The 14,386-nt window shown below is 63.8% G+C and carries 12 protein-coding genes and 1 pseudogene; 3 read left to right on the forward strand and 10 right to left on the reverse strand.

The genetic code is table 11. The features are described from left to right. Positions 1 to 100: 100 nt before the first annotated feature. From AOA60_RS09800 to AOA60_RS09820, 5 genes are read right to left on the reverse strand one after another with little or no spacing between them, the layout of a single operon-like run. Positions 101 to 616, reverse strand: a complete 516-nt coding sequence (locus tag AOA60_RS09800) for a sterol desaturase family protein (RefSeq protein ID WP_099584257.1) — start codon at positions 614 to 616, stop codon at positions 101 to 103. Positions 617 to 654: 38 nt separating this feature from the next. Then, a complete protein-coding gene (locus AOA60_RS09805) occupies positions 655 to 1,143 on the reverse strand; it encodes a response regulator (protein WP_099584258.1) in 489 nt (162 codons plus the stop codon). Next, a complete protein-coding gene (locus AOA60_RS09810; RefSeq protein WP_099584259.1) occupies positions 1,140 to 3,455 on the reverse strand; it encodes an ATP-binding protein in 2,316 nt (771 codons plus the stop codon). The genes AOA60_RS09805 and AOA60_RS09810 overlap by 4 nt, the downstream gene beginning before the upstream one ends. After that, positions 3,452 to 4,105: a response regulator transcription factor gene (locus tag AOA60_RS09815; RefSeq protein WP_099584260.1), complete on the reverse strand. Its 654-nt coding sequence runs from the start codon at positions 4,103 to 4,105 to the stop codon at positions 3,452 to 3,454. Before AOA60_RS09815 ends, AOA60_RS09810 begins: the two co-directional genes overlap by 4 nt. Further along, complete coding sequence (locus AOA60_RS09820; RefSeq protein ID WP_099584261.1) at positions 4,102 to 5,268, reverse strand: sensor histidine kinase; 1,167 nt, start codon at positions 5,266 to 5,268, stop codon at positions 4,102 to 4,104. Before AOA60_RS09820 ends, AOA60_RS09815 begins: the two co-directional genes overlap by 4 nt. Before the next feature lie 165 nt (positions 5,269 to 5,433). Here AOA60_RS09820 and AOA60_RS09825 point away from each other — a divergent pair, with 165 nt between their 5' ends. Next, positions 5,434 to 5,952 (forward strand): SgcJ/EcaC family oxidoreductase, encoded by a 519-nt coding sequence (locus tag AOA60_RS09825; protein ID WP_099584262.1) that lies wholly within the window; start codon positions 5,434 to 5,436, stop codon positions 5,950 to 5,952. Between the two features lie 8 nt (positions 5,953 to 5,960). On the opposite strand, the gene AOA60_RS09830 is transcribed toward AOA60_RS09825, so the two are convergent. From AOA60_RS09830 to AOA60_RS09850, 5 genes are read right to left on the reverse strand one after another with little or no spacing between them, the layout of a single operon-like run. After that, on the reverse strand, positions 5,961 to 7,586 hold the full coding sequence (locus tag AOA60_RS09830) for an ABC transporter ATP-binding protein (protein WP_099584263.1): 1,626 nt from the start codon (positions 7,584 to 7,586) through the stop codon (positions 5,961 to 5,963). Further along, a complete protein-coding gene (locus AOA60_RS09835) occupies positions 7,583 to 8,467 on the reverse strand; it encodes an ABC transporter permease (protein WP_099584264.1) in 885 nt (294 codons plus the stop codon). The genes AOA60_RS09830 and AOA60_RS09835 overlap by 4 nt, the downstream gene beginning before the upstream one ends. 3 nt (positions 8,468 to 8,470) lie before the next feature. Then, on the reverse strand, positions 8,471 to 9,421 hold the full coding sequence (locus AOA60_RS09840; RefSeq protein ID WP_099584265.1) for an ABC transporter permease: 951 nt from the start codon (positions 9,419 to 9,421) through the stop codon (positions 8,471 to 8,473). Continuing rightward, complete coding sequence (locus tag AOA60_RS09845; protein ID WP_178075345.1) at positions 9,418 to 11,031, reverse strand: ABC transporter substrate-binding protein; 1,614 nt, start codon at positions 11,029 to 11,031, stop codon at positions 9,418 to 9,420. The genes AOA60_RS09840 and AOA60_RS09845 overlap by 4 nt, the downstream gene beginning before the upstream one ends. Positions 11,032 to 11,075: 44 nt before the next feature. Continuing rightward, a complete protein-coding gene (locus tag AOA60_RS09850; RefSeq protein ID WP_099584267.1) occupies positions 11,076 to 13,508 on the reverse strand; it encodes a TonB-dependent siderophore receptor in 2,433 nt (810 codons plus the stop codon). A gap of 367 nt (positions 13,509 to 13,875) precedes the next feature. Between AOA60_RS09850 and AOA60_RS09855 the strand changes: the two genes are divergently transcribed. Next, positions 13,876 to 14,208, forward strand: coding sequence for a hypothetical protein (locus tag AOA60_RS09855; RefSeq protein ID WP_099584268.1), 333 nt, complete (start codon positions 13,876 to 13,878; stop codon positions 14,206 to 14,208). Between the two features lie 54 nt (positions 14,209 to 14,262). Further along, positions 14,263 to 14,364 (forward strand): annotated as a pseudogene (locus AOA60_RS09860) (Mpo1-like protein); the annotation flags it as partial. Between the last annotated feature and the right edge of the window lie 22 nt (positions 14,365 to 14,386).

Genomic DNA, 14,386 nt, shown 5'->3' on the forward strand with positions numbered 1-14,386 from the left:
ATGCGCCTCCTGGCACGGGCTAGAGCGTAGATAAGGTTGAGAACGCAGGTGTACGCAGCGCTAGATTGATTCGTGATAAAAACAATAGCTCAGCGGCGGTTCAGGCACGGTCTGCGCGAATATACGTGCGAAACACATGGTCCCACAGCGGCGAAGACACGCCGAAGTTCTTCTCGATGCCTTTGCGATGATGCAGATCGTGATTGGCCACCAACCCTGGAATAAACCCATAGGCCCAATGCGCTGGCCGGTGCATCACGTAGTGCACCGAGATGTAATAGAAGTAGCCCGTGACCGCTCCGACAAACGCCGAGGTCAGGCCGGTGTACCAGGCCAGCAGCAGTAACGCCGCAAAGGTGGAACTGGTTTTCCAGCTCGATACACCGATATAGGCCAGCACATCCACATGGTGGGTCCAGTGCTCGTGGCGATACAGCGAATGGAACAGAAAGCGATGCGCCGAATACTCCACCAGTGTCCAGGCCAGCAGGCCCGCGAGCAGTTGCAGCGGCTCAAGCGGCGCCAGGCAGAGCGCCAGGCCGACAAACAGGGGGACGGTGAAAAAATCCAGGTAATACGCGACTGACGACATCAGCCATTTGTTTGAAGCCGCCATGTGCGGATCGTCCTTGAAGTGCATGAACCGAGGGGAAGTCAAGCCGGGTTGTCCCCGGCGGCGGGCAGAGTGCCCGTTGCCTGGCGCCTTTGCAACAACTCGATGTGCTCGGCGGGCACCAGGGTGCGCAGGGTCTTGTAGAGCACTCGGGTTTCCAGCAGGTTCCACACCCGCAGCATGGTTTCCAGCGCGTCCAGCGGTTTGCTGATGAAGTCCCGGGCGCCCAGGGCCAGGGCGCGCAGGCGCGTATCGCGGGTGGCGTCGGCGGTAAGGACCAGGATCGGCAGGTATTCACCCTGGGGGATGCGCCGGTTGAGTTGTTCGAGCACCGCGAAGCCGTCGAATTGCGGCATGTGCAGGTCAAGAATCACCAGGTCCGGTTCGAAGCTGTTGAACAGCTCCAGCGTGCGCAGCGGCTGGGTGCTGCTCAGCACGTTGGTCAGCCCTTCGCGGGCGAGCAGTTGCTCTACCAGGTCCAGGTTCGGGCGTTGGTCGTCGATGATCAGAATGCGCAGGTCGAGGTTCACATGGGCTCCATAAAAGACTGGTCGAGGTGGGCGAGAAACGCGGGCACGTTGATCGGCTTGTTCAACACGGCGGTTGCGCCTGCCGCCTGCAAGGCCTGGCGGGTAAGGTCGCTGGCGTCGGCGGTGATCATCAGCACCGGGGTGTCACGGGTGATCGGCGATTGACGCAAGCGTTGCAGCACCTTCACGCCGTCGAGGTCCGGCAGGCACACATCCAGCAGAATCAACTGCGGCGCGTGCTGCGCGGCCAGGTCCAGGCCCAGTTGGCCTTGCATGCTCGACAGCAGTTTTATCCCCGGTCGGCGTTGCAGCAGGGTTTCGATCAGCGCCAGGCTGGAGAGGTTGTCTTCGATGCACAAGACCTTGCCCAGGTGCGCGCAGGCCGTGGGGGCAGGGCGCGGCGCCTGCGTGTCGATGACGGGCGTGGCGATGCGCTGCAATGGCGCCACGCGCGTGAACGGCAGTTCCAAGGTGAAGCGTGAGCCAATGCCGGCCTGGCTCTGCACGTTGAGGTGGCCGTCCATGTTTTCCAGCAGGCTTTTACTCAGGGCCAGGCCCAGGCCGCTGCCTTCCACATTCGGGTCGGCGCCCAGGCGCTCGAACGGTTTGAACAGTTGCCCCATATGGTCCGCTGCAATGCCGTGGCCGGTATCACACACCGACACGCCGATACGCGGGCCATCAACGACGACTTCGATGCTGACCTCGCCATCGCGCGGGTTGTATTTGATTGCATTGGACAGCAGGTTCAGCAGCACCTGTGTGAGGCGTTGGCGGTCGGCCACGATGCCCACGTCCGCCGCCAAGTCCGGTAATGGCTGCAATCGAATGCCGGCGTCGGCAGCCATCGGCGAGACCAGCGACAGTGCCTCTTGCAAGACCTCCGCCAGCGGGATCGGCGCGATATTCAACGCCAGGCTTCCTGACTCGATCTTGGCGATGTCCAGCACTTCGTTGATCAGCGTCAGCAGATGCTGGCCGGCGCGCAGGATATGCCCGACGTCGGCCTTTTGCGCCTTGGGCGCGTCCATGTCCAGCAACTGCGCGAAGCCCAGGATCGAGTTGAGTGGGGTGCGCAGTTCGTGGCTCATGCGCGACAGAAACTCGCTTTTGGCGCGGCTGGCGCGCTCGGCTTCCTCACGGGCCTTGCGCAGGGCGATTTCCGCAGCGCGGCGGTCAGTGATGTCGCGGGTGATCTTCGAAAAGCCGCGCAAGGCGCCGGTGCCGTCGTACTGGGCGGTGATCACCACGCTGGCCCAGAACCGCGTGCCGTCCTGGCGGCAGCGCCAGCCTTCCTCGGTGTAATCGCCATTAAGGGTGGCTTCGCGCAGCGCCATGTCCGGGTGCTGCGGGCATTCCTCGGGCAAGTAGAACACCGAGAAATGCTGCCCGATGATTTCCTGCTCGGTATAGCCCTTGATCCGCTCGGCGCCGTTGTTCCAACTGGTGACATGGCCCGCCGTGTCGAGGGCGAAGATCCCGTAGTCCTTGACCCCGTCGATGATCAGCCGCAGGCGTTCTTCGTTGTCACGCAAGGCGCGCTCGCGTTCGGCCAGCAGCAACCCGGCTTCCACCAGGCTGGTGCCCAACTGGCCGATTTCATCGTGTTCCGGCGGTTGCGGCAGCAGGGGCGAGCCCAACGCCAGGCGCTGGGCATTGCGCTGTACATTCTGCACCCGCGCCACAATGCCCTTGGACAGGAACAGCACCGCAACAATCGCCCCAAACAGCCCGCAGATCGCCGCCAGCCAGGTGGACAGCAGCAACCGTTGACGGGTTTCGGCCGCCGCAGCGCTGCGCTCGGCCAGCAACGATTCCTCCAGGGTGAGCATGGTGCTGATGTGTTGGCGCAAGGCATCGAGGATGTGCTTGTTGCTGATCAGGATGGTACTGATCGATTGCGGTGTGGCGTCGCGGTCCTTGAGCATCTCTTCCAGGCCGTCGACCTTGCCTTCGATCAGCGGCTTGATGGCGCTCAGTTGCTCACGCACCCGTGGATCACGCACGTTGCGGTCGAGCCGGCGCAGGGCGGATTCGATCTGTGGCCCGGCGTTGAGGTAGCTGGGCAGGAAGTCTTCACGGTGCGTGAGCAGGTAGCCGCGCACACTGGCGGCGGCTTCTGCGAGCAGGGTGTGCACGGCCTGGATATCGCCTTGCACGCGCAGCACCCGGCGCACGTCTTCTTCGGCGCGGGCGGTCTGGCGTTCGGTGGTGTAGATCAGCACCAGGGACAGCAACAGCACCACCAGCGGCAGCGAGATCACCACCAGCGCCTTGCCCCGCAGCGGCAGGTCAGCCCAACGCCGCTTCATGGTGACGTCACCAGGCCCAGGGCGATGCCGCGCACGGCAGCCTGGGTCCGATCAGCCGCGCCGAGCTTGCCGATCACGCGCTCCACATGGGCCTTGGCGGTGCCGGTGGTGATCCCCAACTGTTCGCCGATGGCGCGGTTGCTCATGCCGTTGGCCACCAGGCCCAGTACCTGGCGCTCGCGGGGGGTGAGGTTTTCGCTGGGGGCTGCGCCGCTGGCCTGGCGTTCGGTCATGCGGCGCAACAGCCGCGCGCTGACCGCCGTGTTGAGCGCTTCGCCGCCGGCGCCCACGTGTTGCAGGGCGTCGATCACCTCGGCCCGGCTGGCGTCCTTGAGCAAGTAGCCGACGGCGCCGGCATTCATCGCCGCTTCCAGGTATTCGGGGCTGTCGTCCATGGTGAACATCACCACCTTCACCGCCGGCAGGCGCTCTTGCAGCAAACGCGCGGCGCCCAAGCCGTTGAGCCCGGGCATGCGGATGTCGAGGATGACGATGTCCGGCAGCAGCTGTTCGCACAGCTCAACCGCCTGCAGCCCATCGCTGGCTTGACCGACTACCTCGAACTGCGCAAGGCCGGCCAGCAGCGAGACAAAACCGGTGCGCGTGACTTCATGATCGTCTGCCAGCACGAGACGCAGGACGTGGGTCATTGAGGGGTTCCAGGCAAATGGGCCGGCACGCGGGCGTGCAGTTGGGTACCGCTGTGGGCTGCGCTGACGCAGGTGAAACTACCGCCCAGCAGGCTGGCGCGCTCCTGCATGGTCGCGAGGCCCAGGTGCTGGGCGTCATCGCGCAATGGCGCGCAAGTGAAGCCTTTGCCATTGTCGTCCACGCGCAGGGATGCCTGGCTGTCGTGCAACGCCAGGGTCAAGTGCACCCGGCTGGCGTGGGCATGCTTGAGGACATTGTTGATGGCTTCCTGGCCGATCCGGAACAGCGCGATCTCCACCTGGCTGGCCAGGCGCGTTTCACACTGCGCCTGCCACACCACGCTGATGCCCGCGTCGCGCAGGCGGTCGGCTTCCTTGTCGAGGGCTTTGAACAGGCCGAAATCATCCAGCACCGTTGGGCGCAGGCCGGCGATCAATTGCCGGCCTTCACCGACGCAGTGCTGCGCCAGGGTGAGGATCGCCTGCAAATCGGCGGCGAGTGCGTCAGGCAGTGCGGGGCAGCGGCCGGCAAAGCCTTGCAGTCGCTGGTGCAAACCCGCGAGCGTCTGTGCCAGTCCATCGTGCAGGTCGTAGGCCACGCGTTTGCGCTCGTCCTCCTGGGCGCGGAACAGGCGGTTGACCAGGTCCGACAGGGTCTTGTCGCGGGTTTTGAGGGTGGTCAACAGCCGATCGTTTTCCAGGTGCGCAGCCAGCAGGGTGGCGAGCAGTTGCAGGGATTCGCTGTCTTCGTGCTCCGGCGCCCGCAGGCTGACGCTGTTGCCCAGCACCAGCAGGCCAAAAGCCTGGCCGTCACTGCCACACAATGGCACTTGCAGCACGCTGTGCGGCTGTTCCTGCCAGCGTGGTGCGCGCAGGTCGCGGTCGGCGAGGGCCGCCAGGCCGTTCAGGCGCGCCGGGCTGCCATGGCTTGCCGTGGTATGGACGGCCCCTTCGGCGTCCCATTCCTGCAGCAGGCCGTGGTCCATCGCAAGAAACGCGCAGGCGCGCACGAGCACGCGTTCGCGCATGGCGTCGGGGGCCAGTTGGCTCAGCTCCTGTCCGGTATCCACCAACAGCCGCAGCCGCGCCGTGCGGCTTTGCGATTGGCGCAAATGCGCGCGCATGGCCAAGGCGCTGCCGGGGTCATGGGGCAGGTTATGCATGGGTGATGCTCCAGCGATGCAGGGAGGGCGGGGCGTCTATTAAACATGGTTAAACGCCTTGGCGGCTATCTGCCAAATGGCATAGGTAAATGACTCCGATTGGCCGATGGCGCGCCATGCTCGGTTTGGCAAAGTGGGCTCAACGAACACCACTGGAGTCTCCCCATGCAATTCAAGCCCGCAGCAATCGCCCTGATGTTTGCCTTGAGCGTTCCGTTTGTTCAGGCCGCTGAAACGTCACCGTATGTCTACCGCGAGGTGGCCCAGGCGCCCGCCAATGTGAAGGACCGGGAGATTGCCGGTTTGTTCGACCGCTGGAACAGCGCCCTGCAGACCGGCAACGTCACGTCGGTGGTCGACCTCTATGCGCCGGGCGCGGTGTTGCAGCCGACCGTGTCCAACCAGGTGCGCACCACGCCGGACCAGATCAAGGACTACTTCGATCACTTCCTGGCGCTCAAGCCGGTCGGCCAGATCAACTACCGTGAAATCCGCCAACTGGGCACTAACGTGGCCATGGACAGCGGGGTCTACACCTTCACCCTGACTGACGCGAAGGGTAAGGTCAGCCAGGTGCAGGCGCGGTACACCTTCGTTTATGAGCAGGTGGGCGGCCAGTGGAAGATTCTGAATCATCACTCTTCGGCGATGCCCGAGGTGCAGGTCAAGCACGCCAAGCAGTGAGCCGCTGATTACGCCGCCGTTGCGCTGAGCAGCTGGCCAGGGATGGCCGCAATCAGTTCGCGGGTGTACGCGGTGGCCGGGCGGTTGAAGATCTGCTCCACCGAACCCTGTTCCACCACGCGGCCATTACGCAGCACCAGCACCTCATGGGCGAAGTTGGCGACCACCGACAGGTCATGGGACACCAGCACATAGGCAATGCCCATGTCCCGTTGCAGTTCCTGCAGCAGGTCGAGAATGTGTGCCTGCACCGACACATCCAGTGCGCTGACCGGTTCGTCCAGCAGCAGCAGGTCGGGTTTCAACGCCAGGGCGCGGGCGATGGCCACACGTTGGCACTGGCCGCCGGACAGCTCGCGGGGCAAGCGGTCGAGGAAATTCACCGGCAAGTGCACGCGGCTGATCAACGCCCGCGCGGCCTGCTCCAGCGCCGCGCCCTTGAGCAAACCGAACGACACCAGTGGTTCGACAATGCTGTCGAACACCGTAAAGCGCGGGTCGAGGGCGGCGAAGGGGTTTTGCTGCACCAATTGCAGGCGCTGGCGCAATGGGCGGAAGTCGCGCCAACTGAGGTCAGTGACGTCTTGCTGTTCGAACCTCACCCGGCCCTGGCTTGGCTTCTCCAGGCCGAGGGCGATGCGCAGCGCGGTGCTCTTGCCCGAGCCGGACTCGCCGACGATAGCCAGGGTCTGGCCGGGGTAGACCTCCAGGTTGAGACCCTCCAGGGCCAGGAAGGTCGACGCCTCGCCCTTGACCTTGGGCAGGGCGAACGTCTTGCCGACGTTGTGCAGGCTCAGGATCGGCTGGCGCCCCAAGTCGAGATTGATCAACGGTTCGCGGCGCCTGGCGAAGGCGGGCGCGGCGGCGATCAGGGCGTGGGTGTAGTCGTGGCTGGGCTGGGCCAGGATCTGCTTTGGCGGGCCTTGTTCCACCACCTCGCCGTGCTGCATCACCAGGATGCGGTCGGCGCGGTCAGTGGCTACGCCGAGGTCGTGGGTGATGATCAGCAGCGAAATGCCGCGCTCGCTGACCAGTCGTTGCAGGTGATCGAGGATCTTGCGCTGCACGGTCACGTCGAGGGCGCTGGTGGGTTCGTCGGCGATGATCAGGCGCGGGTTACCGGCCAGGGCGATGGCGATCAGCACGCGCTGGCGCATGCCGCCGGAGAGTTCATGGGGATACTGACGCGCACGCAGTACCGGTTTGTCGATCCCCACCTGTTGCAGCAACTCGACAATATCCGCATCGACGCCGGGGTAGCGCTTGCCCTTGGCCAGGATCAACGCCTCGGCAATCTGCTGGCCGACGCGCAGGGTGGGGTTGAGGCTGACCATCGGGTCCTGTGGCACCAGGCCGATGGTGCGGCCGCGCAGGCTGCGTTTCTGGCGTTCGCTGGCGTGGGTCAGGTTATGGCCGTCGACCCACAGTTGCCCGGCGCTGATCTGCGCGTTGTCCGGCAGCAGGCCCAGAATGGCGTTGGCCAGGGTGGATTTGCCCGAGCCGGACTCGCCGACAATCGCCACGGTTTCGCCCTGCGCCAGGGAAAACGACAGCGAACGCACCGCCGGATTGACCTGGCCGCTGGCGCGGTAATCGACACTGAGTTGGCGTACATCGATCAAAAGCGCGCTCATCGCTGGATCTCCTCAAAGGTGCGGGCGATATGGTTGAGGCTGAACACCACCGCCACCAGGAACAGCCCGGGCAGCAAGGACACCCACGGTGCGGTGATCAGGAAGTGCCGGCCGTTGGCGATCAGGGTGCCCCATTCCGCCGCCGGTGGCGCGGCGCCGAAACCGAGGAAACTCAAGCCTGCGGTGGCGAGGATTGCCGCGCCGAAATCCAGGGTAGCCAGTACCGCCACCGGGCCCCAGGCATTCGGCAGGATGTGTCGCAGCAAGGTGCGGCCCCAACTGGCACCGCCCAGGCGTGCGGCTTCTACATAGGGCAGGGTTTTCACCCGCAGTACTTCGGCGCGGGTGGTGCGGGCAAAGCCCGGAATAATGCCGATGCCCACCGCGATGGCCACCGGCACGGTGCCAAAACCGATGGCCGTGACGATCGCCAGGGCCAGCAGCAGGCCGGGCAGGGCGAGCAGCACATCGACCACGCGCATGATCACCGCATCGAGACGGCCACCGGCAAACCCGGACAAGATGCCCAGCCCGAGTCCGCCCACCAGTGCGATCCCCACCGCCATCGAGGCTGCCAGCACCGACAGGCTCGCGCCGTAGACCACGCGGGTAAACAGGTCGCGGCCCAGTTCATCGGTGCCGAACCAGTGGTTCAGGTTAGGCGCGGTGAGCTTGGCTGCGGGGGCGGTGGCGTAAGGGTCGAAGCTGCTCAGCAGGTGCGGTGCCACGGCGGCGACCAGCGAGAACAGCACCACCAGCACCGCCAGGCTGAACCCCGGCCGGCGCAACAAGGGCAGCAGGGTCGCCGCGGCGCGTTGCCAGGGGCTGCGGCGGCGCCAGAGGGTTTCACTGCGCACGCGTTTGTGGGTAAGCGTCGTCATGGTCTAGGACACCTTGGGCGTGTGGGAGATGCGCGGGTCGAGCCACGGGTAAAGCAGGTCCACCAGCAGGTTCACCAGGACAAAGGCCGCCGCCGACACGGCAACGATGGCCAGCACCACTGGAATGTCCTGGCGCAGCACGGCTTCCTGGGCCAGGCGGCCGATGCCGGAGCGGGCGAAGATGGTTTCCACCAGCACGGCGCCGGACACGGTATTGCCCACCTGCAAACCGATCAGCGTAAGGATGGGCAGCGCAGCATTCCTGAACCCATGGCGGGCCTGCACCTGGCCTCGGCTCAGGCCTTTGGCGTAGGCGGTGACGATATAGGCTTCTTTCCACACGCCCTGAAAACTGCGTTGCAGCACCTGGGCGTATACCGCCGCACTGGGGATCGCCAGGGTGATCGCCGGCAGTACCAGGCTTTCGAAGCCCCGGCTGCCGGTGGCGGGAAACCAACCCAGGCCAAACGCAAACACCTGGATCAGCAGCAAGCCCATCCAGAACACCGGCACCGAAAAGCCCAGGGACGGCAAGCGCGCCAGCGCCTTTTTCAACGGTTGCCAGCGGATATACGCGGTGAGGTACGCCAGGCCAATGCCGCCCAGCAGCGACAGCACAATCGCCAGCCCCGCCAGGGACAGCGTCTGTGGCAGGCGCTCGGCGAGCAACTCGGCCACCGGGCGGTTGAGCGACAATGACTGGCCGAAGTCACCGTGCAACGCGCCCAGCAGCAGGTCGATATATTGCTCAAACAGGCCTTTATCCAGCCCGTAATAGGCCCGCGCCTTGGCCAGGTCTTCCACCGACAGCGCGTCGGCCTCCATGCCGGACGCACTGAGCATGATCGACAAGGTATCGCCCGGCAGCAAATAGAGGATGAAGTAAGTGATGCTGTAGGCACCCCAAAGCACCAGCAGCGCCTGGCCGACCCGGCCGATCAGGTAGCGGCTCATGGTGCATCGACCTCGATATCACCCAACAGCGCAAAGCCCTCGGCGGTCCAGCGGAAGTTTTTCACTTTGGACGAGGTCGCCGCCTGCCACACGCGCTCGTAGACCGGGAACGCCGAGCCTTCATCCACCAACAGGTCTTGCAGGGCGCCGTAGGCGGCTGCACGTTGCTGGCTTTGGGTGGCGGTGATGCCGGCGTCGAACAGGCCCTTGGCGGTGTCCAGTACCGCCGGTTCGTAGAGGTTGGTGGCCAGGGTTGAGCTGTTGGCGGTGCGCGGATCGAGGATGGTCTGCAGGATGATCGGGTCGGCGCGGGTCATGTAGTTGATGGTCAGGTCATAGTTACCGGCGGAGTTGTTGGCGACCCACTCGGCGCGGGTGACCACGCTGAGCTTCAACTCGATGCCGACCTTGCGCAGTTGATCCTGGATCAGCACGTCGCCTGCGGTTTCAGCCGGGCTGATGTTGTAGCTCAGGCTCAGGCGCTTGCCGTTTTTGCTGCGGTAACCGTCGGCGCCCTTGGCCCAGCCTGCCTGATCCAACAGGCGCTCCGCGCCCGCCGGGTCATACACCAGCTTGGCCCCCTGGCTCTTGAAGTAAGGCGTGGTCACGTCATAGATGCCGTCCACCACCGGGAATTCAGCGTTGTACACGGTGCTGGCGTAGCTCTTGCGGTCGATGGCTTTTTGCAGGGCCAGGCGTACCTGCTTGTCGCCCAGGGCACGGCCGTCACGGGTGTTGGGATACAGGTTCAACGCCGGTCCCGGCAGCGAGCGGCTTTGGATGGTCGCGCCCTTGGACTGGAACAGCTTCAGGTCGACCTCGGAGAACGGGTTGCGCGGCCACAGGATGTCGGCCTTGCCTTGCAGGAACAGGCCGTTGCGCACGCTTTCCTCGGGGATGTAGGTGACGTCCACCGCATCCAGGTGCGCTTCGCCCTGGTTTTTCATATTCGCCGAGGCCCAGGCGTAACCTTTGCGTTTGGTCAGGTGCGCGCCGACTTCCGGGGTGTAGCTGGCCAGCACGAACGGCCCGGTGCCGATGATCTTGCCCAGCGAGCGTTCCTTGGCGCTGAGCGCATAAGAGGCGGGCGCCAGGATCGACAGGTTGGTGGTCGACGTGGCTTGCAGGAACCCGGCGTTGGGTTTGGCCAGCACCAGTTTGACGGTCAGGTCATCCACCACTTCGGCGTGATCGAAGCCCGCCAGGTAGGTGGCGCCGAAGGTGGCCGGCAACTCGGCGGCCAGCGCCTTGTTGCTGTCGAAGGCGGTTTTGACCGCCACGGCATTGAAGCGCTCGCCATTGCTGAAGGTGACGTTATCGCGCAGGTGGAAGGTATAGGTGAGCGCGTCGTCACTGACTTCCCAGCTGTTGGCCAGCCAGGGAATGATCTTGCCGGTTTGCGGGTCCTGGTCGGTCAGCGACTCGGCGACATTGCGCAGCAACACCCGGTGTTCCAGCCAATAGACCTGGAATGGGTCGACGCTGACCAGCGTGGTGTTGTCGCCAAAGAAGGCGATATTCAGGGTCTTGCCGACCTGGCTGTCACTGCCCGAAGGCGAGCAGGCGGCCAGGCTCAATGCCAGGGCGCAAGGGGCCAATAGACGGCTCATCAAGTTGGAGGTGTTCAATGGGATGCCCTCGTATGGCGATTGGCTTAGAAGTCGTAGGCCAGCTTGGTGTACCAGTAGCCGCCGCCGGGGTAGAACGGCGGGTTGCCGTAGGGCGCCAGGCCCAGGTTGCTGTAGACGGCGTGCCGGTCGGGGCGCACGTCGAAGATGTTGGTGCCGCCGATGCTCACGGTGATCTGGTCGACGAAGGTGTAGCTGACGTCCAGGTCGGTGATCCATTTGGCGCCGAAGCTGCGGTCGCCCGTGGGGTTGACCGCCAGCGTCTTGACCGCGCCGTAGCGGCTGGTTTGCAGGTTGACTGCGAGGTCCTCGACCTTCCAGTTGGCGCCCAGGATCCATTTGGTCTTGGGCGACGCTTCGGTCAGGTCGCCTTCGCGGTCGCGGCCCACCAGGGTCACGCCGGAATTGGCCAGCGCATTCGGTGTGTCGCGGGTGCCTTCGATGGTGGTCTTGTTCCAGTTGAAACCCAGGCTCCAGCGCACTTCGCCCCAGGTATCCAGCGGTGTGGTGTGGTCGGCGACCACGTCCAGGCCACGGGTGCGGGTATCGAAGGCGTTGGTGTAATAGTTGACCCAGGTGCCTGAGGGCACGCCTTGGCCGGTGAGGATGCCGTTGATCACGCCGTTGCCCTGGTCGTAGATATTGCTGGTCAGGGCGATGCGGTCGTCGATGTCGATCAGGTAGGCATCGGCAGTGATGCTGGTGCGCGGTGCCGGTTGCCAGGTGAGGCCCAGCCCGAGGTTGCGCGATTTTTCCGGCTTGAGGTCATCACCGCCCAACGCCTTGGCCAGGTTGCTGCCCGACGGGGTCAGGCGGGTGACGGCGGGTACTACGTTGCCGTTCACGTCGGTGGACACGCGGTTGTCGGCCACGGTGTAGCCGATCTGGGTCAGGGACGGCGCACGGAAACCGGTGCCGACAGTGCCGCGTACGGCCAGGCTGTCGGTGAGTTCGTAGCGCGAGTTCACTTTCAGGCCGAAGGTGTTGCCTGAGTCGTCATCGTAATGTTCGACCCGCCCGGCGACGTCGAGAAACCAGCGTTCGGTCAGGTCGAAGCCCAGGTCCAGGTAGCCGGCGTAGTTGTTGCGGATCAGGCTGACTTCGTCTTCCGGACGAATCGTCACCGCCGCCTGGGCACCCGATGCCGCCGGGTACGAACCGGTGATATAGGCCTCGGGGTCGCCGGCGAAGGTGCTGAAGTGCTCCCAGCGATGTTCCAGTCCGGCCGACACCTGCACCGGCGAAGTCAGGTTGAACAGGCTGTCGTAGCGGCGGGTGAAATCCAGGTTGTTGACCCACTGCTCGAAGCGGAAGGTCGCCAGGTTGTCGAATTTGGTCGGTGATGCGGTGCCCAGGGACGGGTTGATGTTGAGGTCGCTGGAGTGGTGCACATTGTTGCGCCCGTAGGTGGTGCTCAGGTCCCAGTTCCATTCGGCTGCCTGGCCCTTGCCGCCGAACAGCAGTTGATAATCGCGGTCCTTGATGTTGTTCAACGGGTAGTAACCGTCGGGGAACACCTCGGGCACGGCGGCCCGGCCGGTCGGCAGGCGGAAGTAGTTGGCGGCCTCGGCGTCTCGCTCGCCGTAGGTGGAGAATGAGTACAGGGTCAGGTCTTCCAGGGGCAGTTCGGCGTTATAGGCCAGGTTGAAGGCCTTGAGGTCGGGGTCGCCGTTCTTGATCGCTACGCGGTCCCAGGCGGCTTCCTTGGCCGGATCGTTGAAGGCCCTGACGCTGCCGTCGGCCTTGTCGTTCCACGACGCTTCGCCACGTTTGCGTGCATCCGCCGACAGGTGGAAAAAGCCGCCATCGCCCAGTGTGAAGCCCTGGTCGCCGGCCACCTTGATGGTCTCGCCCTGGCCGGAGAACAACTGGCCGTAACTGGTTTCCAGGTGACCGCCGCTGCTGCCGGTCTTGAGGATGATGTTGATCACACCCGCCACCGCATCGGACCCGTACTGGGCCGCTGCGCTGTCTTTGAGCACTTCGATATGGTCCACCGAGCTGACCGGGATCAAGTCGATGTCCACCGCATTCGCACCGCTGTTGTCGATGGACCCGCGCTGGCCGGTGGCGCCGTTGTGGCGACGTTTGCCGTTGACCAGCACCAGCGTGTAGGCGGGGCCGAGGCTGCGGTTGCTCAGCGGGCGGGTCACCGAGTTGTAGCCGGCGATGTTGGTGCCGAAGTTGAAGGACGGCAGCAATTTGGCAATCGCTTCGGACAGCTCGGCGCGGCCGGTCTTGAGCAGTTGCTCGCTGTTGATCACATCAATCGGCGCCGGGCTGTCGGCCACGGTGCGCGCCTGACCACGCAGGCCGGTGGAGATCACGGTGACGGTACCGAGCCTGGCGTCTTGCGTAGCGGTTTCGGCGAAGGAGGGCGCCGCAGCCAGCAGCAGCGAACTGGTCAGCAGTGACAGGTGGAAGTGCTTGAGGGGCAGCGGGGCGGCGAGGTCTTGCATGTCGAGATCGGTCCATTTAGCCTTTTACAGGCTCCTGGTGGTCGGGGGTACGTCCTCCGCCAGGTATGGGGTCGGTCTGTGAAGTGAAGATATTCCTATAAAAAACCCGAGGGAAAGTCTTTTTTGGAATAAGCTAATTATTAGATATTGTTATTATGTGATTTATTAAGATCATCTATTTTTATGATGTTTTGCGCTGGTGCGGGCCGTCACGCTCAACGAGACCAATCCGCTTGCGCCATGTAGCCACCCGCGAAAAAAGACAACAGAACGCAGATGTTTGCGCTCAGTTAATATATGACCCACGGCCACGAGCAATGGCTTCAATCGCGGCCAAGCCTTTCCTGAATCCCCCCTGAGAAACAGTATGAACACCGAATTGACGGAAGAAGAGATGCGACAGGCGCTATTCGGCGTATCTGTGCCCGCAGTGTCGACGGAAGCTGACCCTCAGCCAGAACCCGTTCCGGCAGTCGTGATACCGCCAAAGGCAACGCCCAAAAAGCAACAGAAAACCTCAAAAGGCTTTACCCCGAGGCTCAGGGTCACACTGCGCGTGGGCAATGAGTTCGAAGGGCAGATGCACGAGATCATTCATGAGGCTGATACGCTCAGCACCCTTGTAGCCGAGCAAGAAGCTACCAAGGCAGCCAGGAAGAAGTTTCGTTTTGTCGAAGTGGTCTCGGTCAAGTCAATGTAGTGGCGATAGCCATTTCTCCAAGGTGTCGCAGCGGTTTCGCACAGCGCACATTTCTTTGAACTCAACCGGCCACCCACTTTCCGGCATCCCCTGGGCCGCTTCCGGGGCGACTGGAAAATGTGGTGGTACATGCTGACCGGCCGACTACCGTTCTGAAGCACGGCTGCCGTGAAGATTG

The sequence above is a fragment of the Pseudomonas sp. 2822-17 genome (genome assembly GCF_002742485.1).
Classification (GTDB): domain Bacteria; phylum Pseudomonadota; class Gammaproteobacteria; order Pseudomonadales; family Pseudomonadaceae; genus Aquipseudomonas; species Aquipseudomonas cyclaminis.